Raw genomic sequence first — 22,730 nt, 5'->3', positions numbered from 1 at the left:
TAAAAAATGCCACGTCAGGTACATTTTTTAAACACTGCATAATCAGGGACTGGTATATAAAGGTAGACCCGAGTCGCTTTAGAAAAAATCTTTGTTAATGCTTGCTTTTTTCTAAGTCGATTTGCAAAAAAATTGCCCGGTTTCGATCGGGTATTCAATGAGTGATGATGCCGCTGAGGGGCGTTATTGTTCATTAAACATATCAAGATTTTCTTGGTGTGGTGATAACGCCTCATGGCTTATGCCTTATGGGGGACTAGTATCATATTACCAATTTGATGCTAATAATCCTGGGTTTTGCTTAAAAAGCATCCTGAAAATGTTTTTGCAATAGGAAATGGGTCCACAAATGCAAGAAGTTGCTGACGCTCTGCGTCTTGACACTGAACTTTCCGCTGATAGTGCAGCGTATATTGAAGAACTTTATGAGCAGTATCTGACTGCTCCAGACTCAGTGGGTGCTGACTGGAGAGCGTACTTCGATAAATTCCCAAAAGGTGATCAACCACACAGTAATGTACGTGAGCAATTCCTACTTTTAGGTCGCAATTCAAGCCGTATTCAGCCTATTGTTCAGTCGACAGTCAGCTCAGAGCATGAACGTCGTCAAATTGGCGTGCTACAGCTGATTGCTGCGTACCGTAACCGTGGCCACCAGAAAGCAAAACTGGATCCATTAGGTTTGGCGAAGCGTGAAGTTGTGCCTGATCTAGATCTTGCTGCGCATGGTTTGACTCAGTCTGACCTGGATACAGTATTCAATACTGGCAACCTGGCGATCGGTAAAGAAGAGGCGACTTTGGCTGAAATGGTTCAGTCAATGGAAGCCACTTACTGTGGTTCAATCGGTGCTGAATACATGCACATCGTGGACACCAAAGAAAAACGTTGGATTCAACAACGTCTAGAAAGTGCACGCGGTCAATATGGCTTCAATGCTGATCAAAAGAAACATGTCCTTGAGCGTTTAACTGCAGCTGAAGGCCTAGAAAAATATCTTGGTAATAAATTCGTTGGTGCCAAACGTTTCGGCGTTGAAGGTGGTGAAGCATTCATCCCAATGGTCAACGAAATTATTCAGCGTGCAGGTTCTGTAGGCTGTAAAGAAGTTGTGATCGGTATGCCTCACCGCGGCCGTTTAAACCTTCTTGTTAACATCATGGGTAAAAACCCGGCTGACCTGTTTGGTGAGTTCGAAGGTAAATCTATTCACAAGAAAGGTTCCGGTGACGTTAAGTATCACCAAGGCTTCTCTTCAAACGTCATGACTCCGGGTGGCGAAGTTCACTTGGCATTGGCGTTTAACCCGTCACACCTGGAAATCGTTGGCCCTGTGGTTGAAGGTTCGGTACGTGCACGTCAAGTACGTCGTAAAGACATTGGCGGCGATGACGTATTGCCACTAATCGTACACGGTGATGCTGCATTTGCAGGTCAGGGCGTCAATCAGGAAACTTTCCAGATGTCACAAACTCGCGGTTATACCGTGGGTGGTACAGTGCACATTGTGATTAACAACCAGGTTGGTTTCACGACGTCTGATCCACGTGACGCGCGTTCTACAGAATACTGTACTGACATCGCTAAAATGATTCAGGCCCCGATCTTCCATGTCAATGGTGATGATCCTGAAGCTGTGGTGTTCATTTCACAACTGGCACATGACTTCCGTCATACATTCCGTAAAGACGTTGTGATTGACATGTTCTGCTACCGTCGTCGTGGTCATAACGAAGCAGATGAGCCGGCTGCAACTCAACCAATGATGTATCAAGTGATTAACAAGAAAGCGACCACGCGTACGCTTTATGCGGATCAGCTGGTACAACAGGGTGTTCTTGATCGTGCAAGTGCAGATCAGATGGTTGAAAACTACCGTGCAGACCTGGAAGCGGGTAATCATGTTGCCAATGCACTGGTACTTGAACCAAACAAAAAAATGTTTGTGGACTGGACGCCTTACTTAGGTCATGAGTACACAGATGAGTGGGATACAACTTTCCCAATCGAACGTCTAAAAGAGCTTGGCACGAAAATGCGTGAGCTTCCTGAAGGCTTCGTGATGCAGCGTCAAGTTGCGAAAGTGATCGATGATCGTCTGAAAATGCAAACGGGTGAAATGCCACTGAACTGGGGTGCTGCTGAAACTCTGGCGTATGCAACTGTACTAGATGATGGTTACTTGCTTCGTTTAACGGGTGAAGACGTAGGTCGTGGTACTTTCTCACACCGTCATGCAAAACTGCATAACCAAGTAGATGGTTCAACTTATCTTCCCCTATGTAACCTGAAAGAAAACCAGCCGCGTACTGCAATCTATGACTCTTTATTGTCAGAGATGGCTGTATTGGCATTTGAATATGGTTATGCGACGACTCTTCCTAAGAGTTTGATCATCTGGGAAGCGCAATTCGGTGACTTCGCAAACTGTGCACAGGTTGTAATTGATCAGTTTATCTCATCTGGTGAAACCAAATGGGAACGTGTATGTGGCTTAACCATGCTTCTTCCACACGGTTTTGAAGGTCAAGGTCCAGAGCATTCATCTGCACGTTTGGAACGTTTCTTGCAGCTATGTGCTGAAGACAACATGCAAGTCATCACACCGACCACGCCTGCACAGATTTATCATGCACTTCGTCGTCAAGCACTTCGTCCAATCCGTAAACCATTGATCGTGACTTCACCGAAGTCGCTTCTTCGTCATAAACTTGCAACGTCTACACTTGAAGAACTTGCAACTGGTTCATTCCAAACTGTGATTGATGAAGTCGATAACATCAACAAGTCAGACGTGACTCGTCTTGTACTTTGTGGTGGTAAGGTCTACTACGATTTAGTTGAAAAACGTCGTGAAAAAGAATTGAACAACACTGCAATTGTACGTATTGAACAACTATATCCATACCCAGAAAAACGCCTGGCAGAAGTGCTTGCGCAATATCCAAACGTTAAAGAACTTGTTTGGGCGCAAGAAGAACCGAAGAACCAAGGCGCTTGGTTGTTCATCGCACCGCGTCTATATGACGACGTGATGAAAGCGGGTAAACAAGTACGTATTAGCTATGCAGGCCGTGAAGCTTCTGCTGCACCGGCATGTGGTTCACCATATTTGCATGCAAAACAACAAGCTCAGCTCATCAACGACGCGCTTGCGATCGACGCTGAATAATCCAGGAGATTCTAAGTAATGGCAACCGAAATTAAAGCACCGGTATTCCCAGAGTCAGTTGCGGACGGTACGATCGCAACTTGGCACAAACAACCAGGTGAAGCAGTGTCACGTGATGAAGTGATCTGCGATATTGAGACTGATAAAGTTGTTTTAGAAGTTGTTGCTCCTGCAGACGGTACACTTGCATCTATTATTAAAGGTGAAGGCGATACTGTTCTTTCAGCTGAAGTCATTGCACAGTTTGAAGAAGGTGCTGTTTCTGGCGCTACGCAAACTCAAGCAGTTCAGTCTGAAGAGAAAGTTGAACAAGCTGCTGCGCAAACTGAAGCAGGTAATGCACCGATCGTTGAACGTCAACAAGTACAGGACCAGGCTCCAGCAGTGCGTAAAGCATTGACTGAATCTGGTGTTGCAGCTGCTGATGTTGCAGGTACTGGCCGTGGCGGTCGCATCACGAAAGAAGATGTGGCAAATCATCAAGCGAAACCAGCAGCACCTGCAGCGCAACCATTAAGCGTTGCAGTGGGCGAGCGTATCGAAAAACGTGTTCCTATGACTCGTCTTCGTAAGCGTGTTGCTGAACGTTTACTTGCAGCGACTCAAGAAACTGCAATGTTGACCACGTTCAACGAAGTGAACATGAAACCAATCATGGAAATGCGTGCTCAATACAAAGATGCATTCGAGAAGCGTCATGGTGCGCGTCTTGGCTTCATGTCATTCTTCGTTAAAGCAGCGACTGAAGCACTTAAACGTTACCCAGCGGTAAATGCTTCAATTGATGGTGATGACATTGTTTATCACGGTTACTATGACATCGGTGTTGCAGTTTCATCTGAGCGTGGTTTAGTGGTTCCTGTACTTCGTGATACAGACCGCATGAACTATGCTGAAGTTGAAAACGGCATCCGTGCATATGCTGGCAAGGCACGTGACGGTAAACTGGGTATTGAAGATATGACTGGCGGTACATTCACTATTACTAATGGTGGTACTTTCGGTTCATTGCTTTCTACACCAATTCTAAATACGCCACAAACTGCGATTCTGGGTATGCACAAAATCCAGGAACGTCCGATGGCGGTGAATGGTCAAGTAGAAATCTTGCCAATGATGTACCTTGCACTGTCTTATGACCACCGTTTAATCGATGGTAAAGAAGCAGTCGGTTTCCTTGTAACAATCAAAGAATTGTTAGAAGAGCCAGCGCGTCTTATCCTTGATCTGTAATTTATTCATTAAAAATCTCCCCTAACCCCTCTTTAAAAAGAGGGGAAGGTCCCTCTTTGGAAAAGGGGGATTAAAGGGGGATTAATTGGAGATAAACATGTCTCAATTCGATTTAGTCGTAATTGGTGGTGGCCCGGGCGGCTACGAAGCAGCAATTCGTGCAGCTCAACTTGGTTACAAAGTTGCGTGTATTGAAAAACGTATTCATAAAGGTAAACCATCTTTAGGCGGTACTTGTTTAAACGTGGGTTGTATCCCGTCTAAAGCTTTACTTGATTCTTCACATCGTTATGAAGATACCGTTCAGCATCTAGATGACCATGGTATTACGACCGGTGAAGTGAAGTTTGATCTTGCTAAAATGCTGGCTCGTAAAGACAAAGTTGTAGATCAATTGACTGGCGGTATCGATCAATTACTTAAAGGTAATGGCATCGAGTGGTTAAAAGGTACGGGTAAACTGCTTGCAGGTAAAAAAGTAGAATTTGTTTCTCACGAAGGTGAAACTCAAGTTTTAGAGCCTAAATACGTGATTCTTGCGACGGGTTCTGTGCCTGTAAATATTCCAGTGGCTCCTGTAGATCAAGACTTAATCGTTGATTCTACTGGCGCACTTGAATTCCCAGAAGTACCTAAGCGTTTAGGTGTGATTGGTGCTGGTGTAATCGGCCTTGAGCTTGGTTCAGTATGGCGTCGTTTAGGTGCAGAAGTTGTTGTATTTGAAGCAATGGATGCATTCTTGCCAATGGCTGATAAAGCTTTGGCAAAAGACTTCCAAAAACTATTAACTAAGCAAGGTATGGATATCCGTATCGGTGCGAAAGTTGCAGGTACTGAAATCAATGGTCGTGAAGTAACGGTTAAATATAACCAAGCTGGCGAAGACAAAACTGAAACTTTCGATAAATTAATCGTTTGTGTTGGTCGCCGCGCATATGCTGAAGGTTTATTGGCTGAAGATTCAGGCATTAAGTTGACTGAACGTGGTTTGGTTGAAGTAAATGATTGGTGTGCAACTTCTGTTGAAGGTGTATACGCGATTGGTGACTTGGTACGTGGTCCAATGCTTGCGCATAAAGCAATGGAAGAAGGCGTAATGGCAGTGGAGCGTATTCACGGTCATGCTGCACAAGTGAACTATGACACGATTATTTCTGTAATTTACACACACCCGGAAGCGGCGTGGGTAGGTTTAACAGAACAGCAAGCGGCTGAAAAAGGTCATGAAGTTAAAACCGGCCAATTCGGTTTTGCTGTGAACGGTCGTGCTTTAGCTGCGGGTGAAGGTGCTGGTTTCGTAAAGTTTGTTGCTGATGCGAAAACAGATCGTTTACTTGGTATGCACGTGATTGGACCTGCTGCGTCTGATATCGTACACCAAGGTATGATTGCACTTGAGTTCGTATCTTCAGTAGAAGATCTTCAGTTGATGACTTTCGGTCACCCGACATTCTCTGAAGTGGTACATGAAGCTGCACTTGCGGTTGATGGTCGTGCGATTCACGCGATCCAACGTAAGCGTAAGTAATTCGAAAAAAGAGCGACTTAGGTCGCTCTTTTTACATTTCATGGTTGTTTTTATTGGAACAATCATCTAAAAATAAAGATAACGATTTTAAGAAATGCTGGTACTGCTTTGACGGACGTCTGGGTGCTGGTGGGTTATAACAAGGCAAAGAAGTAATAAAAGGTTATTCAATGAATTTACATGAGTATCAAGCAAAAGCGCTATTAAAAAAATATGGTATGCCTGTACAGGAAGGGATACTTGCCACCAATGCCGATGAAACGGTGCATGCTTTTGAGCAGCTTGGTGGAAAGTTCGCAGTATTGAAAGCACAGGTGCATGCGGGCGGCCGGGGTAAGGCTGGTGGGGTAAAAGTGGTAAAATCGGCTGCCGAGGCTGCTGAATATGCCAACCAGATTATTGGTTCACGCTTGGTGACTTATCAGACTGATGCCAATGGTCAGCCGGTAAATAGCATTTTAGTCTCTGAGGACGTTTATCCGGTTGAGCGCGAGCTGTACTTGGGCGCTGTCGTAGATCGCTCGACTCGCCGCATCACTTTTATGGCGTCGACTGAGGGAGGTGTTGAAATTGAGAAAGTGGCCGAAGAAACCCCTGAAAAAATTATTAAAGTTGAAGTTGATCCTTTAGTCGGTCTAATGCCATTTCAGGCGCGTGAAGTTGCTTTTGCACTTAAACTCAAAGATGGACAAATCAATCAGTTTGTTAAAGTCATGACGGCTGCCTATCAGGCATTTGTAGACAATGATTTTGCACTTTTCGAAATCAATCCGCTGTCTGTGCGTGAAAATGGCGACATTCTGTGTGTTGATGCCAAAATCGGAATTGATTCAAATGCGCTGTACCGCTTGCCTGAAGTGGCGGCACTACGTGATAAGTCTCAAGAAAATGAACGTGAGTTAAAAGCGTCTGAGTTCGATCTGAACTATGTCGCGCTGGAAGGTAACATTGGTTGTATGGTCAATGGTGCTGGTCTTGCCATGGCAACCATGGATATTATCAAACTTTATGGCGGTCAACCAGCCAACTTCCTGGATGTGGGTGGTGGTGCAACCAAAGAGCGTGTAATTGAAGCTTTTAAAATTATCCTTGCCGATACTTCTGTGCAGGGTGTATTGATTAATATTTTTGGTGGAATTGTACGTTGTGACATGATTGCTGAAGCAATTATTGCAGCGGTTCAGGAAGTAAATGTGACCGTTCCTGTGGTTGTTCGCCTCGAAGGCAACAATGCGGAACTGGGTGCAAAATTACTAGATGAATCAGGTTTGAAATTGATTTCTGCACACGGTCTTGCTGATGCTGCAGAAAAAATCGTTGCTGCTGTAAAAGCTTAAAGGGGTATTGATCATGAGCGTATTAGTTAATAAAGACACTAAAGTATTGGTACAGGGCTTTACAGGCAAAAACGGTACATTCCATTCTGAACAGGCTCTGGCCTACGGTACTAAAGTCGTGGGTGGTGTAACCCCGGGTAAAGGTGGTCAAACTCATCTGGAACTGCCTGTATTTAATACCATGCGTGAAGCGGTAAAAGAAACAGGTGCAGATGCTTCGGTGATTTATGTTCCGGCACCCTTTGTACTGGATTCTATTGTTGAAGCGGTTGATTCTGGCATTGAGTTAATTGTGGTGATCACTGAAGGTGTACCGACCATCGACATGCTCAAAGCCAAACGTTATCTGGAAACCAATGGTAATGGCACACGTCTGATCGGGCCGAACTGTCCGGGTATTATTACGCCAGGTGAATGTAAGATCGGGATTATGCCGGGTCATATCCATCAACTAGGTAAAATCGGGATTATCTCGCGTTCAGGCACACTGACTTATGAGGCTGTGGCACAAACCACGAAACTGGGTCTGGGTCAGTCGACCTGTATTGGTATTGGTGGGGATCCAATTCCAGGTATGAACCAGATTGACTGCTTGAAACTGTTCCAGGAAGATCCGAAAACTGAAGCCATCATCATGATTGGTGAGATTGGTGGTACGGCGGAAGAAGAAGCAGCTGAATATATTCAATCGAATGTGACTAAGCCAGTTGTTGGTTATATTGCGGGTGTAACTGCACCTAAAGGCAAACGTATGGGTCACGCAGGTGCGATTATTTCAGGCGGTAAGGGTACAGCAGAAGAAAAGTTTGCTGCCTTTGAGCGTGCGGGTATGGCCTATACGCGTAGTCCTGCCGAACTTGGTTCAACCATGCTGCAAGTACTAAAAGATAAAGGTTTGGTTTGATATCCACATTAGACCTTCAATAAAAAAGCTCCCATCTGGGAGCTTTTTTATATCTCATTCTATTTTCAGGTTTTAGCTTTAAGGCTCTGAGTCATACCGTTGATGTCACCACCCTGAATACCAAGCTCACTCATCAGACTGTCAATAAGCGGTGCCTGGCTACGATAACGCAGGGCACTATTGACTACCTGATCTGACAGGGCAACATTGCTACCTTCATGATGGGCATCCGCCTGACAGGCACCGGGATGACCGCCATGTAGTCCATTAACCTGGAGAATCTTGATATCATCAATATTTTCCATTGGCTTGACACTTTCCCGGATAATTTCAGGCAAGTATTTCAGCATAGCCAGACGAATCTGCATTTCGACCTGTTCAGGTGACAGGACGTTATTGGCTTCATTGACCGCACGGGTACCTTCAGCATCGACTTGATACTGTTTCTCCATTGCCTGAGCCAGTAGAATTTTCGCATCCGCTTCGCCCTTGGCCTTCAGGCGGACTTTTTCTGCTTCGGCCTCAGCCGCAATTCGCACTGCTTCTGCGTCATCTGCTGCCGCCTGTTTGCCAGCTTCAGCGGCAACTGTAATGGCAATCGCATCTTTTTCAGCATGTTCTTTGGCTGCGACTAGTTCAACTGCCTTTTGACGCTCTGCTTGCTGGATTTGACGTACGGTGATGACTTCTTCTTCTGCTTTTACCGCTTGTGCACGTGCCTGATCGGCTTGGGCTTTGGCTTCAGATTCAGCACGTGATTTTTCCGCAATGGCAATGGCGCGATCCTGTTCAGCCAGTTCAATGGTTTTCTTTTGCTCGACCTGTGCTTTTTGAATCAGCTGGGCCTTTTGAATATTTTCATTTTCGACATCACGGGCGGCCAAAATACGCTTGAGTTCGACTTCTCGTTCAGCGGCAATTTGTGCTTCTTCTGCTTCACGTTTTTTGCCGGCTTCCTGAGCGGCAATTTCAGCCAGTTGTTCAGCTCGGCGAATGGCAATTTCACGTTCTTGCTGCAGTTTGGCATATTCTTCTTCACGAATAATTTGCAGGCGCGCCTGTTCAGCTTCCAGATTTTTAGTTTTGATCGCCAGATCGGTATCCTGTTCGATGTGGTTACGCTTGCGACGGCGGTCTTCAATGGTTTCAGTGAGCTTGGTCAGACCTTCGGCATCAAACGCATTTTGTGGATTAAAGTATTTAAATCCGGTCTGATCCAGTCCGGTTAGGGAAACCGTTTCAAGCTCCAGACCGTTTTTGTGCAAATCTTCTGAAACCACTTGTTGGACTTTTTGTACAAAATCGACCCGTTTTTCATGCAATTCTTCCATGGCCATTTCTGCAGCCACTGCGCGCAGTGAATCAACAAATTTACCTTCCACCAGATTTTTTAATTCATTGGGTGACATGGTTTTTTGACCAAGGGTTTGTGCTGCGGTGGCAATTGAATCTGCTGTAGGTTTGACTCGGACATAGAATTCGGCCATGACATCGACCCGCATCCGGTCACGGGTAATCAGTGCCTGATCATCAGCACGGCGGACTTCAAGGCGTAGGGTGTTCATATTTACTGGAATAATTTCATGTAACACCGGAAGCACGATTGCGCCTCCACCTAAAATCACTTTTTCTCCACCCCAACCGGTACGCACAAAGGAAATTTCTTTGCTTGAACGACGGTATAAGCGTGCAATGATGAGACCGAAAGTCACCAGTGCCACAAAAATAATTCCCGCAATAATTAAAATATTATATAAATCAAATGTTAACATTGTTATAAAGTCTCAATTGAGTGCTAGCTAAATAAAATTAAAGTGCAATGGCTTGAAAGCCGTTCTTGGTTTTGTGGGTTAGAACTACATTCTGACCTTGATTTAAAATTTGATTGTTTTCTGGTTCAACTAGAACATAATGAGTCTGGCCATGTTGATCCCGGACTTTGGCTTGTGCGGGAGAATTCACTTTGGCATCTCCGAGAATAATGGTCGCGGTACGTCCGATGAGTTCATCACTATGAATCGCAGAGGTTTCATCTTGAGGCAGGAGCTTGCTGGCGGCCATGGCAAGAAAGCGCACCACAGGCATACACAGAAATAGGCAGGCTGGAGAAATCAGCCAGACGTTAAATAGTTGGCTGGTCAGGCGCTCAAATATTCCCTGAATCAATAAACCGCTTAACCCATAACTGGTCAGGAAAATAATCAGCCAGATAAATAAAGGCAGACGCCCCAGATATAACCAGTCAAATACTTTGCTAAAAACACCGGGAGACTGATCCGGGCTTATTTCCGGTTGCAGGGGATCTTCAGGTAAAAACTGTTCGAAGATATGCTGAGAGCCGCCGAGCAGCAATAGAATACATTCTAGAGCAGCAAACATCAGCATTAGGCTAAGGCTAATACTAAATACGATATTTGATGGATGCGTAAACAGTTCCCACATTTTTTTTATCTCTATAATTATGTTTTTAGGAAAAGTGTCTGAAAGTTTTTATTGATATAACGATAACAGTAATTGTTGATTTTGTATGCAAAAAAATAACAAAAAACCTTATAAACAAGGATTGAATATATTGATTATTTAATAATTATTGAACTATTAAAATTAATAATAAACTATAAGTTAACTGGATGTTTGAGCAAGTAATGTCATAACGGCAATAGGAATTTGGCATTCTGTCTAAGCTTGTCTGAGAGTTTGATAGAGATACATCGAACTGAGTATCTCTAAATTTTTTTGTTCAAGCCTAAAGCAGGGCAGTCTGAATCCGGACTTTCATATCTAAAGTCTGTTGCAGAATATAGTGTTGCATCCATTTAACCTGTTCACCCATAGGATTGACCTTGACTGCAGTATTCAGGAAATCGAGATCAGGCTGCTTAAAAAGCTGCTGTTGCAAGGTTTGCTCCAAAATCTGGCTGTTGGTCGTCAAAGGTAATGCCACCAGATAGAACGCTTTAGGATAATTATAAAAGGCATATAATAAGTTAAAGGCTTTTTGATCACCTTTGAGGTTGCCAGCACCGATTTCGTAAGCTGCGTTCTGGTTGCTATAAGTAACGCCGACTAGAAATTCCCAATGACCTTCTTGCAAACGCAGACCAAACTGTAATCCGATTTGATCCGCGGTCAGCTCGTGTTGCAGATAAATATTTAGAGGCTTGCCATCATCACTGAAGGGTTCTTGCAAGACTAAAATATGTTGCTGATGCTGATAAATATAACCGGCAAGCTGAGCCTGTTCCAGACGGGTTTTTACAGTGATGAGATCAAAAGCGCTATAGGGCATAAACGAAGTATATATAAAGGGGAGAATTGAACTTACTCTAGTAATTTTTCAACTATTTGAGAACCACTACTTTAGATTATTTTTCTAGGATTTTATTGGCTTAGCGACAGGTTAATATATACCTCTACCATACAATATCCTCGCTTGAATTGTGCAAATCATTGATTCATAAAAACTGATATTCATTATTGATGAATTTTTATATGAGCTTTTGATATATCAATATCATAAAACAAGCAATGGATAGGATAAGTAAATCATTATAATGAATATAAATTTTCAAAAGTGTCATAAGTACACGTTTTTCTAAGCTGGTGTTGTCCATGTCGTTAAATGAGGAAAGACTTACTCATCTCAAACAGCTTGAAGCTGAGAGTATTCATATCATCCGCGAAGTTGCTGCCGAGTTTGAAAATCCGGTCATGCTGTATTCGATTGGTAAAGATTCAGCGGTCATGCTGCATCTTGCGCTAAAAGCGTTTTACCCAGCAAAACTTCCATTTCCATTATTACATGTCGATACAGGCTGGAAGTTTAAAGACATGATCACTTTCCGGGACAATATGGCGAAAACCCATGGTTTCGATTTGATCGTGCATCAGAATAAAGAAGGGGTTGAGGCAGGTATTAACCCGTTCGACCACGGTAGTTCTAAATATACCGACATCATGAAAACTCAGGGCTTAAAACAGGCCCTGGATAAATACGGTTTTGATGCTGCTTTTGGTGGCGCGCGCCGTGATGAAGAAAAATCACGTGCCAAGGAACGTGTTTATTCATTCCGTGATTCGAAACATCGTTGGGATCCGAAAAACCAACGTCCAGAACTTTGGAATCTTTATAACGGTAAAGTGAACAAGGGCGAAAGTATTCGTGTATTCCCATTATCTAACTGGACTGAGCTGGATATCTGGCAATACATCTATTTAGAAAGTATTCCATTAGTACCACTTTATTTGGCTGCAGAACGTCCTGTGGTTGAACGTAGTGGCACACTTATTATGGTTGATGATGAACGTATGCCTTTAAAAGAAGGTGAAGTTCCACAAATGAAATCGGTACGTTTCCGTACGTTGGGTTGTTATCCATTAACAGGTGCTGTGGAATCTACAGCCAATACCTTGCCGGAAATTATTCAGGAAATGTTGCTGGCAACCAGTTCTGAGCGTCAAGGTCGTATGATTGACCATGATGAAGCAGGCTCGATGGAGAAGAAGAAGCAGGAAGGCTACTTCTAATTTAATCTCCCCCCCTTGCGCAGCAATGCTGCTCACCTCTTTAAAAAGAGGGGGAACTCCTAAATCAGAACGGAGATAAAGTCCCTCTTTATTAAAGAGGGATTTAGGGAGATTAAAAAAAGATTCAAAACAACCGATTTCTAAAGAATATGTGGAGCTTTGAGCGATGTCTCATCAATCTGATTTAATCAGCCAAGATATCTTGGGCTATCTGAAACAACATGAAAATAAAGACCTGTTGCGTTTCCTGACTTGCGGTAACGTGGACGATGGTAAATCGACGTTAATCGGTCGTCTGCTGTACGATTCAAAATTGATTTATGAAGATCAATTACAGGCTGTGACCCGTGACTCGAAAAAAGTCGGTACGACAGGTGATGCACCTGACTTGGCACTTCTGGTTGATGGTTTACAAGCGGAGCGTGAGCAAGGCATTACCATTGATGTGGCATATCGTTATTTCTCGACAGAAAAACGTAAATTCATCATCGCGGACACGCCGGGACACGAACAGTACACCCGTAACATGGCAACCGGTGCGTCGACGTGTGACCTTGCGATCATTTTGATTGATGCGCGTTATGGCGTGCAAACCCAGACGCGTCGTCATACCTTTATTGCGAGTTTGCTCGGGATCAAGAACATCATTGTTGCAATCAATAAGATGGACTTGGTGGAATTCTCTGAAACGCGTTTCAATGAAATCCAGGCTGAATATGCGGCATTCGTTGCACAATTGGGCGACCGTAAACCAAGCAATATCATCTTTACGCCTATTTCTGCATTGAATGGCGATAACGTGGTGAACAAGTCAGCCAATACGCCATGGTACACTGGTGAAACGCTGATGGGTACACTTGAATCGGTGGAAATTAACCGTAGTTCAGCGAAGCAGGATTTCCGTTTCCCTGTGCAATACGTGAACCGTCCAAACCTCGACTTCCGTGGTTTCTGCGGTACGATCGCACTTGGCGATATCAATGTTGGCGATACCGTAACAGCATTACCTTCTGGTAAATCATCGACTGTCAAAGAAATTGTCACTTTTGATGGCAATCTTGAGCATGCAGTTGCAGGTCAGGCAGTGACTTTAACGCTTAACGATGAAATTGATATTTCACGTGGTAACGTGTTAATTCGTGCGGATCAAGCTGTTCCAAATATTTCCCGTTCAGTTCAAGCGACTGTTGTGTGGATGGCAGATCAACCACTTGTACTGGGTAAGCTGTACAACATCAAGATTGGTACGCAAACCGTTCCGGCAAAAGTAACGGCAATTCATTACCGTACCAACGTTAACACATTGGAAAAAGTTCAGGTGGATAAACTTGAGCTAAATGCAATCGCCAATGTGACTGTTGAATTTGATGCACCAGTGGTCTTTGACCGTTATCAAGACAGCCGTTTCACCGGTTCGTTTATCTTCATCGATCGTTTGAATAACGTGACGATTGGTGCTGGTATGGTGGAAGAATCAGTTGAATGGTCTGCACACGATGAGCCTGTCACTGCAGAAGCACGTGCGGCACGTTTGGGTCAAAAACCTGCTGCGGTGACTGTATCTGGTAAAGCTTTGGAAAATGCTCAGGCGCTAGAAAGCTTGCTGATTCAGCAAGGGATCGTTGCTATTGCTAAAGCAGGTTTGAATGCGGAGCAGGTTGCACTGGTTCGTGAAACTGGTGTGGTTGTGATTACTGATGCTGCTGAAGGTACAGACACGACTTTAACCGTAGATACAGTTGAAGAACTTGCTGAGAAGATTGTGGAATTGGTTCGTCTATAAGACTGGACTGATTTGAAGAAACCCGCTGAAAAGCGGGTTTTTTATTGCCTAAATTTTGATTGCATGAAAATCATTCGATTAGTCAAAATGTGATCTTTCAATTTACTAGTCAATTAATACAATACTCCCTAGATTTGGGGAATATATGAAAAAATTAATATTGCTGGCTGGCTTGTGTGTGGCTTTTGGAGCTGAAGCCAAACAGAGCAGCCAAAGCGTTGAAGCAATCAAGCAAAAAATAATCCAGCAGTCGATTGAGAATTATCCGGGAAATTGTCCGTGTCCTTACAATACTGCAAGTAATGGTAGTCGTTGTGGTAAGCGTAGTGCTTATAATCGTGCAGGCGGATATGCGCCGCTGTGTTATCCGGAAGATGTGAGTGATCGAATGGTAAAGGAATATAAAGGGCGTAGTTAATTAAAGGCTCCGTATTTAGATAGTGAACTAAAAGAAATATTTTTGTTAGATTTGGCTTCACATGGGTAATTATTCATAAGAATCATTGAGGACTAAGGCCAGAATTGCTTTCATTTCGGTTAAACTTTTCACGCCTGCAATCCTTTTAATAATTTCTCCATTTCTAAAAATAAGCGTAGAAGGCAAACCATAGGCATTATAGCGCAAGGTTAAAATCGGAGACTGATCCACATTGATCTTGCCAAATTTAACTTCAGGATTTACCTCAGCATAGTATGTCGCCAGTTCGGCAAAGATCGGAAAATTCTGAACACAGGGCTTGCACCAGTCTGCATAAAAGCGAATCACGGCAAAACCTTCAAACCACTCAAAATCACTGTAATTGTTTTCGTTATATTCGATCACTTGGGTCATGGTTGGCCTATTATCAATTTCCTGAATAGTCCCCCGATTATACATAAGTCCGATGTAGCTTCATTCCTCATGCTAACTATGTTCAAATAAGTCCAAGATATATAAAATGCATAGATTAGGGAAAGAAATCATGTCGCAACAAACCATGCAGCAAGTCATTATTACAGAACCAGGTGGTGTCGATAAACTCGCTTATGAAACGGTGACTGTACCTGAACCTAAAGCAGATGAAGTTCTGGTGAAAGTTCATGCCTTTGGTATTAACCGTCCAGATATCCTGCAGCGTCAAGGCTTATATCCGATGCCGAAAGGGGTAACGCCAGTTCCTGGCCTGGAAGTGGCAGGTGAGGTGGTTGCGGTTGGTAGCGATGTGAGTCAGTTTAAAATCGGTGACAAGGTTTGTGGCCTGACCAATGGTGGCGGTTATGCTGAATATTGCGTCGTACCTGAAAGCCAGACCTTGAATATTCCTGAAGGTGTAAGTTTTGTACAGGCAGCGGCCATTCCTGAAACTTTCTTTACTGTATGGGCGAACGTGTTCCAGATGGGTAAGGCCAAAGCAGGAGAAACTGTACTGGTACATGGTGGAACGAGCGGGATTGGTACGACTGCTTTAATGTTGTGTAAACCACTCGGAATCAAAACTTTTGCAACTGTCGGTTCAGATGAAAAAGTTGCGGCTATTTCTGATTTAACCACGGCTATTAATTATAAAACTCAGGACTTTGAGCAAGTTATTAATGAAGCCACTGACAATGGTGGTGTCGATGTCATTTTAGATATGGTCGGTGCACCATATTTAGAGCGTAATTTGAATTTGTTGCGCCGTGATGGACGTCTGGTCTATATCGCTTTCTTGGGTGGTGCCAAGGCCAAAGAAGTCAAACTGGGTCAAATCATGATGAAACGTCTGACCATTACCGGTTCGACCATGCGTGCACGCAGCACGGCTGAAAAAGCGGAAATTGCACAAGGCCTGAAAGAGCAGATTGCACCATTGTGGGCAAAAGGCGAATGTCTCCCGATGATCTATAAAACGTTTAAGTTCGATCAGATTCAGGATGCTCATGCCACAATGGATACTGGAGAGCATGTGGGTAAAGTTGTAGTTGAAATTATTTAATACGAGATAAGTGATTCAAAAAAAGCCAGTAATTTTACTGGCTTTTTTTAATTTTAAGTAAAATATTATTACAAATAAATATATAAAATCTTGAATAAAAATTAAAAAATGTTAACCGTTCGACACAACCTGTCAATTATGACACGTAAATTGCATGTATAGATAATTCCGACCAAATGGTTAAACATTCACATGAATGTGAGAGGGAAAATAAGATGAAAATTATTTCAACAGCATATAGTTCAAAACATAGTTTAAGAGCATTACGACGTATTCATAAAATGATTATTCGCGGAACCATCAGTTGGGTAGAGTTACATAAAATGTATCGGGCGATGCTGCATCTGGAGCGTTATATAGAAAGATTAACAATACAAAATCGTCATTCAAGCAAGAAAGCATCCAGAAAATCCAAATAAGATCTTGTATTTTTAGGGTGAATAAAGGATCAAGATCTGATGCAAAAAAAATATCTTAGACTTTGTCCTAATATTATTCATTGATCGGCATTCAGTATAATCATTCAACATCTAGCGATAAATAAGTACATGAGAATGTATTAAGTGGGGATTTATGAAGCGCCCAGCTTCAACACATGAGCGTCTTGCAGAGCGTTTAGCCAGAATTTTGACCAAATTAAACGTCGGATATCAACTCCGGGCTGCAGAGCTAGCTGCAGAATTTCAGGTCAGCACCCGCACCATTGAGCGCGATTTTGATCGTCTAGGCTCTTACTTACCCTTACTTCAAGATGAACAGAAACGATATTATCTGGAACCCTCTTATTTAGGGCGGTTTAAATTGCAGGATATCCAGACTTTTGCCCAGCTTTCGGGGATCAGTGAGTTGTATCCGGCGTTGGATATGTCTTTTATGCGTGAACTGCTGGATGAGCGGGCAAATCAGGTATTTTCGGCAAAAGGCTATTATTTTGAAGATGCCAAACAGTTTGCCGAGCATTTCAAGCTGCTTGCAGGTGCAATCTATAAACGTCAGCAGGTTGAGTTGCAATATTCAGATCAATTGCGAATCATTAAGCCTTATCGCTTGATTCACCATCATGGTATCTGGTATCTGGTGGGCGTAGATCAGGACAAGTTGCGCACTTATCGCTTAAGTCAGGTGCAACAGCTCAAGCTGGTTTCTAAGGCGGAGAGCTTTGCGCATGATCCTGAAATACTGAAAATGCTGGCAGATGAAGACAGCATCTGGTTTGGGCAGCAAAAGCAGCAAGTCTTAATCAGGGTACAACCTGAAGTCACGGTCTTTTTTAAAGAGCGCCGTTTATTTCCAGAACAGCAGATCGAGCAGGAAGCCGAGACTGGAGAGTTAGTGATCAGTTGCCAGATTCGTCACGAAATGCAGTTGTTGCCTTTGGTGCGTTACTGGTTGCCCTATGTGAAAATTATTGAGCCGATTCATTTTCAGCAGAAACTGGAACAGGATTTGCAAGGATATTTACGTTCTGCTGGATGATATTGAGAAAGCAGAGCAGGAGGGCCTGATTAATGATGACACTTTAAATGGGAATTTAATTTACTTATTTTTTGACTAACTAAATTACAGACATAAAAAAACCAGCTTTCGCTGGGTTCTTTATTTGCACCATCTTTCTATAGTAGAAGAATGGTGCCCGAGGCCAGACTCGAACTGGCACGCTTTGTGGGCGGGGGATTTTAAATCCCCTGTGTCTACCGATTTCACCACTCGGGCTTTAACAAGATGGAGGCGGAGGTCGGAATCGAACCGGCGTCCACGGAGTTGCAGTCCGCTGCATGACCACTCTGCCACCCCGCCGCGTCTTGTTGATGCGTATATTAGCAAGCTCAGAAAAAAAAACAATAGTGTATTCATCTGTATGCGCATAAAAACATCATCTGGCGGAAAATATTTAAATTATTCATGTAGAATGTGCAAAATTGATTCATATCAACACTTGGGAGAAGTGCCGTGGCATTAGTTCTAGACGGTCGTGCATTGGCGAAGCAAATTGAAGCTGACTTGTTTACTCGCGTAGAAGCGCTGAAAGCAAAATCAGGTCGTACTCCAATTCTTGCGACGATTTTGGTAGGTGACGATGGTGCATCTGCAACTTATGTTCGCATGAAAGGCAATGCCTGCCGCCGTGTTGGTATGGATTCATTCAAAGTGGAACTTCCTAAAGAAACCACAACTGAAGAATTATTGGCTGAAATTGAAAAATTAAATGCAAATCCTGATGTGCACGGTATTCTGCTTCAGCACCCGGTTCCTGCGCAAATTGATGAGCGTGCCTGTTTCGATGCAATCTCGCTTGAAAAAGACGTAGATGGTGTCACTTGCCTGGGCTATGGTCGTATGGCAATGGGTGAGGCAGCCTATGGTTCAGCGACGCCTGCGGGTATTATGACTATCCTGAAAGAGAACAACATTGAAATCGCTGGTAAACATGCGGTAGTTGTAGGTCGTTCTGCAATTTTGGGTAAACCAATGGCTGCGATGCTGCTAGAAGCGAATGCAACCGTAACCATTTGCCATTCACGTACTCAAGATCTTGCAAGCTTTGTTAAGCAAGCAGATATCATTGTCGGTGCGGTAGGTAAAGCAGAATTAATTCAAAAAGACTGGATCAAACAAGGTGCAGTGGTTGTTGATGCTGGTTTCCATCCACGTGATGGCGGTGGTGTTGGTGATATCCAACTTGTTGGCATTGAAGAAATTGCTTCTGCTTACACACCAGTTCCGGGTGGTGTAGGTCCAATGACGATTACCACTTTAATCCGTCAAACGGTTGAAGCTGCTGAGAAAGCGCTAGGTTAATAAACAGACCTCTCCCTGACCCTCTCCTGAAAGGAGAGGGGGAAGTTCATTGTGAAAATAATGGATGCTCCTTCTCCCTGTGGGAGAAGGTTGGGATGAGGGTAATATCTAAAATATAAGAGTTCTTCTGACACATATAACGAATAAAAATCCAATGAGCTGTACTTTCCAATTCTCCAAAGCCCCAGAACATCTACTAGAAGCCTTGCATGATGTGATTCCATGCTGTGAGCTGCATGCACAGCAATTGCCGGATACACCAATTTCCCTGTGGCTGATTCCGCCAGTATTCCCAACAGATAAGCTGGATGATGAAGTCATCCGTCGCATCTGGAACGATACACCGTATTGGATCTTTTGCTGGGCCTCAGGCTTGGCGATGGCTCAATGGCTATTGGCAGAGCCGCATCATGTCAAAGATAAAGTTGTACTGGATTTTGGCGCAGGTTCAGGTGTAGTGGCGATTGCAGCGAAAATGGCAGGTGCAAAACGCGTTATTTGCTGTGACATCGATCAAGTGAGCTTAGATGCTTGTCGTGCCAATGCAGAGCTAAATGATGTCGAGCTTGAATATCTGGATGATCTGTATAAGGCAGAGCAGGTGGATATTCTGTTAGCCGCAGATGTGCTTTATGATCAGTGCAACCGTTTCTTCCTGGATGAGTTTTTAAAATTTGCACCTGAAGTCTGGGTTGCAGATAGTCGAGTAAAAAACTTTAGTCATCCTCAATATGAAAAACTGGATGAGCGTAGTGCTACGACCTGGCCGGATCTGGATGAATCACCAGAATTTCGTAATGTCAGTTTCTATAAAACACGTTAAAGTTGAAAAATCAAAAAGGGTGGTTAGCCCTTTTTGATTGTCTTGCTCTGATTAAGTAACTAAGTATCAGATATTAAGAACAAGTATAACGAATAACGCGCATGGTCGTTGGGCGGGCTTCTAAGGCTTCGCGTGCACCCGGGTTCTCGCTATTATGTAAATCAGGCGTATTGCTCAAGCTGATTTGCGTGCGGCTATTACCCAGTTGACGGCCATAGTTTTCCTGTTCCACAGTTGGATTAAAAATTTCATTGGTGCTTAAAATCTGGATATTGTAAGTTTTGGAATTTCCTAATACGTGTCTGCAGGCAGCTTGCAAGCGGTTTTCATCCTGGCTTGGTCGTCCTGAAAGGGTGTAGCTCAGGGTTGCTGTATTGCCTGAACGTTCCAGAATTTCATAGCCACTTTGTCCATTGAATTGATGGGGTGTGGTCTGACATGCACTCAGTACAAAACTGCTTGCAACCACAGCCAAAATTACTGTTGTTCTTTTCATATTTATAGTTCCTGAAGTCTTGGTTTAAGTATGCCATATTTTGCTTAAGCAGCTGCTCTAGTCAATTGTGATCAATTGTTTAAACAGTCAATAAAAAAGGCCGCTTACGCGACCTTTTTTAAATTAAATCAGCAATTAAGCAGATTTAACCGCAGCAATAAGTTCTGCTTGACGAGTTTTTAACGCTTCTGGTAAACGCTCACCTAGCTTGTCGAACAATTCAGTATGGCTTTCAAGCTCTTTGATCCATTGATCTTTGTCTTGAGAAGTTACTAGGTCAAACTGTTCTTTAGTGAAGTCAGAACCAGTCCAGTTCAGCTGTTCGTAAGTAGGAACTAGGCCGATTGGTGTTTCAACAGCATCAGCACGACCTTCACAACGGTCAATGATCCACTCAAGAACACGCATATTTTGACCGAAACCAGGCCATACGAAGTTGCCTTCAGCATCACGACGGAACCAGTTCACGTTGTAGATACCTGGAAGTTTGTTGCCAGCAGCAGCAGCTTTCGCACCCACTTGCTCACCCATTTCTAACCAGTGCGTGAAGTAATCTGCCATGTTGTAGCCCGCGAATGGAAGCATCGCGAACGGGTCACGACGAACAACACCTTGTTGACCAACAGCAGCAGCAGTTGTTTCAGAGCCCATCGTTGCAGCTTTGTAAACACCGTCAACCCAGTCAAATGCTTCTGAAATTAGAGGCACAGTGTCTGCACGGCGACCACCGAAGATGAACGCAGAAATTGGCACGCCAGCTGGATTTTCCCAGTCAGCGTCAATAGAAGGGCATTGACCAGCTGCAACTGTGAAACGAGCATTTGGATGCGCTGCTTTTTCTTCGCCAGTGTGTGGTTGACCTTTCCAGTTAGTCAGGTTGGCAGGCGCTTCTTTAGTCAGACCTTCCCACCATACTTCACCGTTGTCAGTCACAGCGACGTTTGTATAAATCACGTCTTTGTGCATGGTTGCCATACAGTTCGGGTTGGTCTTGGTGTTGGTACCAGGCGCTACACCGAAGAAGCCAGCTTCAGGGTTGATTGCATATAAGCGACCGTCTTCACCTGGTTTGATCCAGGCAATATCATCACCTACAGTTTCAATCTTCCAGCCTTCATAGCCTGCTGGTGGAATCAACATAGCGAAGTTTGTTTTACCACATGCAGATGGGAATGCAGCTGCGATGTAGTGTTTTTCGCCTTGTGGATTGGTCACGCCAAGGATCAGCATGTGTTCAGCTAACCAGCCTTGTTGACGACCCATAAATGATGCAATACGTAATGCCAGGCATTTTTTACCCAACAATGCGTTACCGCCATAACCAGAACCATAAGACCAGATCTCACGAGTTTCTGGGTAATGCACGATGTATTTTTCTTTGTTGCAAGGCCATGCAACATCTTTTTCGCCGTTCGCAAGCGGAGCACCTACAGTGTGTACGCAAGGAACGTATTCACCGTCAGTACCAAGAACGTCATAAACAGCTTTACCCATACGAGCCATTTTAGACATGCTTACTGCAACGTAAGGAGAGTCAGTTAACTCGATACCGATATGAGCGATATGAGAACCCAATGGACCCATTGAGAATGGAACCACATAAAGTGTACGACCTGCCATTGAACCGTCAAATAAACCGTTCAATTTTTCGCGCATGACAGCAGGTGCTTCCCAGTTGTTGGTCGCGCCAGCATCGTCTTTGTTTTCAGAACAGATGTAAGTACGATCTTCAACACGTGCTACGTCAGAAGGATCAGAATTTGCAAGATAAGAACCAGGATGAGTTTCTTGATTCAGCGCTTGCATTGTGCCGTTAGCGATCATCAAGTCGATATAACGTTGATATTCTTCTGCGCTACCGTCACACCATTCAATTTTTGCTGGTTTTGTTAATTTAGCAATCTCTTCCACCCAAGCAATAAGCTTAGGGTGACGAACGAATTCTGGTGCGTTCACTTGGGTCATGGTGAGGCCTATCTCAAATGTGTACAAATTAGATGTACAAAGTACAATCCGAGCAATAAAAAATATCGCCCAGATGAAATATGAAAAAAAGTGGCTGTATTAAAGCATAAAATGATAAAAAAAATAAGACCAAAGAAGTGCTAGATTTCTTTTGGAATATAATGCTATTTTATTTATAAATACAAGTAAAACAACAAGATAAAATTAA

At 43.6% G+C, this 22,730-nt stretch carries 19 protein-coding genes and 2 tRNA genes; 13 read left to right on the top strand and 8 right to left on the bottom strand.

Going from position 1 to position 22,730, the window contains the following annotated elements; translation table 11 throughout:
• Nucleotides 1–349 precede the first annotated feature (349 nt).
• The 5 genes from PV763_RS00840 (at nucleotide 350) to sucD (ending at nucleotide 8,174) form a co-directional block, all read left to right on the top strand.
• Nucleotides 350–3,172 (top strand): 2-oxoglutarate dehydrogenase E1 component, encoded by a 2,823-nt coding sequence (locus tag PV763_RS00840; protein ID WP_278357726.1) that lies wholly within the window; start codon nucleotides 350–352, stop codon nucleotides 3,170–3,172.
• 18 nt (nucleotides 3,173–3,190) lie between these two features.
• A complete protein-coding gene (gene odhB, locus PV763_RS00835) occupies nucleotides 3,191–4,405 on the top strand; it encodes a 2-oxoglutarate dehydrogenase complex dihydrolipoyllysine-residue succinyltransferase (protein WP_004279435.1) in 1,215 nt (404 codons plus the stop codon).
• A gap of 97 nt (nucleotides 4,406–4,502) precedes the next feature.
• Nucleotides 4,503–5,933, top strand: a complete 1,431-nt coding sequence (lpdA, locus tag PV763_RS00830) for a dihydrolipoyl dehydrogenase (RefSeq protein WP_121980221.1) — start codon at nucleotides 4,503–4,505, stop codon at nucleotides 5,931–5,933.
• Between the two features lie 170 nt (nucleotides 5,934–6,103).
• Nucleotides 6,104–7,270 (top strand): ADP-forming succinate--CoA ligase subunit beta, encoded by a 1,167-nt coding sequence (sucC, locus tag PV763_RS00825; RefSeq protein ID WP_253159194.1) that lies wholly within the window; start codon nucleotides 6,104–6,106, stop codon nucleotides 7,268–7,270.
• A gap of 13 nt (nucleotides 7,271–7,283) precedes the next feature.
• Nucleotides 7,284–8,174, top strand: coding sequence for a succinate--CoA ligase subunit alpha (gene sucD / locus PV763_RS00820; protein ID WP_278357723.1), 891 nt, complete (start codon nucleotides 7,284–7,286; stop codon nucleotides 8,172–8,174).
• 65 nt (nucleotides 8,175–8,239) lie between these two features.
• On the opposite strand, the gene PV763_RS00815 is transcribed toward sucD, so the two are convergent.
• From PV763_RS00815 to PV763_RS00805, 3 genes are all read right to left on the bottom strand, one after another.
• Entirely contained in the window at nucleotides 8,240–9,946 is a 1,707-nt protein-coding gene (locus tag PV763_RS00815; protein WP_278357722.1) for a flotillin family protein, read from the bottom strand.
• Between the two features lie 37 nt (nucleotides 9,947–9,983).
• Complete coding sequence (locus PV763_RS00810) at nucleotides 9,984–10,616, bottom strand: YqiJ family protein (protein ID WP_420937216.1); 633 nt, start codon at nucleotides 10,614–10,616, stop codon at nucleotides 9,984–9,986.
• 304 nt (nucleotides 10,617–10,920) lie between these two features.
• Nucleotides 10,921–11,463, bottom strand: a complete 543-nt coding sequence (locus PV763_RS00805) for a hypothetical protein (RefSeq protein ID WP_086044008.1) — start codon at nucleotides 11,461–11,463, stop codon at nucleotides 10,921–10,923.
• A gap of 323 nt (nucleotides 11,464–11,786) precedes the next feature.
• Between PV763_RS00805 and cysD the strand changes: the two genes are divergently transcribed.
• From cysD to PV763_RS00790, 3 genes are all read left to right on the top strand, one after another.
• Nucleotides 11,787–12,701, top strand: a complete 915-nt coding sequence (gene cysD, locus PV763_RS00800; RefSeq protein WP_004730252.1) for a sulfate adenylyltransferase subunit CysD — start codon at nucleotides 11,787–11,789, stop codon at nucleotides 12,699–12,701.
• A 166-nt stretch (nucleotides 12,702–12,867) separates the two neighbouring features.
• The gene (cysN, locus tag PV763_RS00795) at nucleotides 12,868–14,484 is read left to right on the top strand and encodes a sulfate adenylyltransferase subunit CysN (protein ID WP_004279461.1); all 1,617 of its coding nucleotides are present in this window, start codon (nucleotides 12,868–12,870) and stop codon (nucleotides 14,482–14,484) included.
• A 145-nt stretch (nucleotides 14,485–14,629) separates the two neighbouring features.
• Nucleotides 14,630–14,902 carry a hypothetical protein gene (locus PV763_RS00790; RefSeq protein WP_004279462.1) on the top strand — a complete coding sequence of 91 codons (273 nt, stop codon included), beginning with the start codon at nucleotides 14,630–14,632 and terminating at the stop codon, nucleotides 14,900–14,902.
• Between the two features lie 69 nt (nucleotides 14,903–14,971).
• Here the strand turns inward: PV763_RS00790 and PV763_RS00785 are convergent, their stop codons facing one another.
• A complete protein-coding gene (locus PV763_RS00785; protein ID WP_005107508.1) occupies nucleotides 14,972–15,316 on the bottom strand; it encodes a thioredoxin family protein in 345 nt (114 codons plus the stop codon).
• 130 nt (nucleotides 15,317–15,446) lie between these two features.
• Between PV763_RS00785 and PV763_RS00780 the strand changes: the two genes are divergently transcribed.
• The 3 genes from PV763_RS00780 (at nucleotide 15,447) to PV763_RS00770 (ending at nucleotide 17,915) form a co-directional block, all read left to right on the top strand.
• A complete protein-coding gene (locus PV763_RS00780) occupies nucleotides 15,447–16,439 on the top strand; it encodes an NAD(P)H-quinone oxidoreductase (protein ID WP_420937215.1) in 993 nt (330 codons plus the stop codon).
• A gap of 215 nt (nucleotides 16,440–16,654) precedes the next feature.
• Nucleotides 16,655–16,858 (top strand): hypothetical protein, encoded by a 204-nt coding sequence (locus tag PV763_RS00775; RefSeq protein WP_004646307.1) that lies wholly within the window; start codon nucleotides 16,655–16,657, stop codon nucleotides 16,856–16,858.
• Nucleotides 16,859–17,012: 154 nt separating this feature from the next.
• Nucleotides 17,013–17,915, top strand: coding sequence for a helix-turn-helix transcriptional regulator (locus PV763_RS00770; protein ID WP_420937214.1), 903 nt, complete (start codon nucleotides 17,013–17,015; stop codon nucleotides 17,913–17,915).
• Nucleotides 17,916–18,066: 151 nt separating this feature from the next.
• On the opposite strand, the gene PV763_RS00765 is transcribed toward PV763_RS00770, so the two are convergent.
• Together PV763_RS00765 and PV763_RS00760 are read right to left on the bottom strand one after the other, a co-directional pair.
• Nucleotides 18,067–18,152: transfer RNA gene (locus PV763_RS00765), tRNA-Leu, on the bottom strand.
• 10 nt (nucleotides 18,153–18,162) lie between these two features.
• Nucleotides 18,163–18,236, bottom strand: a tRNA-Cys gene (locus PV763_RS00760).
• A 153-nt stretch (nucleotides 18,237–18,389) separates the two neighbouring features.
• Between PV763_RS00760 and folD the strand changes: the two genes are divergently transcribed.
• Nucleotides 18,390–19,238: a bifunctional methylenetetrahydrofolate dehydrogenase/methenyltetrahydrofolate cyclohydrolase FolD gene (gene folD / locus PV763_RS00755; RefSeq protein WP_420937213.1), complete on the top strand. Its 849-nt coding sequence runs from the start codon at nucleotides 18,390–18,392 to the stop codon at nucleotides 19,236–19,238.
• 154 nt (nucleotides 19,239–19,392) lie between these two features.
• Nucleotides 19,393–20,061 (top strand): 50S ribosomal protein L11 methyltransferase, encoded by a 669-nt coding sequence (locus tag PV763_RS00750; protein ID WP_278356797.1) that lies wholly within the window; start codon nucleotides 19,393–19,395, stop codon nucleotides 20,059–20,061.
• 73 nt (nucleotides 20,062–20,134) lie between these two features.
• Here the strand turns inward: PV763_RS00750 and PV763_RS00745 are convergent, their stop codons facing one another.
• Nucleotides 20,135–20,557 (bottom strand): hypothetical protein, encoded by a 423-nt coding sequence (locus tag PV763_RS00745; RefSeq protein WP_420937212.1) that lies wholly within the window; start codon nucleotides 20,555–20,557, stop codon nucleotides 20,135–20,137.
• 135 nt (nucleotides 20,558–20,692) lie between these two features.
• Nucleotides 20,693–22,522 (bottom strand): phosphoenolpyruvate carboxykinase (GTP), encoded by a 1,830-nt coding sequence (locus PV763_RS00740; protein ID WP_004279470.1) that lies wholly within the window; start codon nucleotides 22,520–22,522, stop codon nucleotides 20,693–20,695.
• Between the last annotated feature and the right edge of the window lie 208 nt (nucleotides 22,523–22,730).

Origin of the sequence: Acinetobacter sp. AS5, assembly GCF_048957595.1 — a bacterium.
Lineage (GTDB): Bacteria > Pseudomonadota > Gammaproteobacteria > Pseudomonadales > Moraxellaceae > Acinetobacter.
This window is presented reverse-complemented; position numbering and strand designations above follow the sequence as displayed.

Coding starts and splice junctions, on each gene's coding strand:
- PV763_RS00840 (WP_278357726.1), top strand. CDS start 350: ATGCAAGAAGTTGCTGACGCTCTGCGTCTTGACACTGAACTTTCCGCT.
- sucD (WP_278357723.1), top strand. CDS start 7,284: ATGAGCGTATTAGTTAATAAAGACACTAAAGTATTGGTACAGGGCTTT.
- PV763_RS00775 (WP_004646307.1), top strand. CDS start 16,655: ATGAAAATTATTTCAACAGCATATAGTTCAAAACATAGTTTAAGAGCA.
- PV763_RS00740 (WP_004279470.1), bottom strand. CDS start 22,522: ATGACCCAAGTGAACGCACCAGAATTCGTTCGTCACCCTAAGCTTATT.
- cysN (WP_004279461.1), top strand. CDS start 12,868: ATGTCTCATCAATCTGATTTAATCAGCCAAGATATCTTGGGCTATCTG.
- odhB (WP_004279435.1), top strand. CDS start 3,191: ATGGCAACCGAAATTAAAGCACCGGTATTCCCAGAGTCAGTTGCGGAC.
- cysD (WP_004730252.1), top strand. CDS start 11,787: ATGTCGTTAAATGAGGAAAGACTTACTCATCTCAAACAGCTTGAAGCT.
- PV763_RS00770 (WP_420937214.1), top strand. CDS start 17,013: ATGAAGCGCCCAGCTTCAACACATGAGCGTCTTGCAGAGCGTTTAGCC.
- PV763_RS00815 (WP_278357722.1), bottom strand. CDS start 9,946: ATGTTAACATTTGATTTATATAATATTTTAATTATTGCGGGAATTATT.
- PV763_RS00780 (WP_420937215.1), top strand. CDS start 15,447: ATGTCGCAACAAACCATGCAGCAAGTCATTATTACAGAACCAGGTGGT.
- PV763_RS00810 (WP_420937216.1), bottom strand. CDS start 10,616: ATGTGGGAACTGTTTACGCATCCATCAAATATCGTATTTAGTATTAGC.
- PV763_RS00785 (WP_005107508.1), bottom strand. CDS start 15,316: ATGACCCAAGTGATCGAATATAACGAAAACAATTACAGTGATTTTGAG.
- PV763_RS00745 (WP_420937212.1), bottom strand. CDS start 20,557: ATGAAAAGAACAACAGTAATTTTGGCTGTGGTTGCAAGCAGTTTTGTA.
- lpdA (WP_121980221.1), top strand. CDS start 4,503: ATGTCTCAATTCGATTTAGTCGTAATTGGTGGTGGCCCGGGCGGCTAC.
- PV763_RS00805 (WP_086044008.1), bottom strand. CDS start 11,463: ATGCCCTATAGCGCTTTTGATCTCATCACTGTAAAAACCCGTCTGGAA.
- PV763_RS00750 (WP_278356797.1), top strand. CDS start 19,393: ATGAGCTGTACTTTCCAATTCTCCAAAGCCCCAGAACATCTACTAGAA.
- sucC (WP_253159194.1), top strand. CDS start 6,104: ATGAATTTACATGAGTATCAAGCAAAAGCGCTATTAAAAAAATATGGT.
- PV763_RS00790 (WP_004279462.1), top strand. CDS start 14,630: ATGAAAAAATTAATATTGCTGGCTGGCTTGTGTGTGGCTTTTGGAGCT.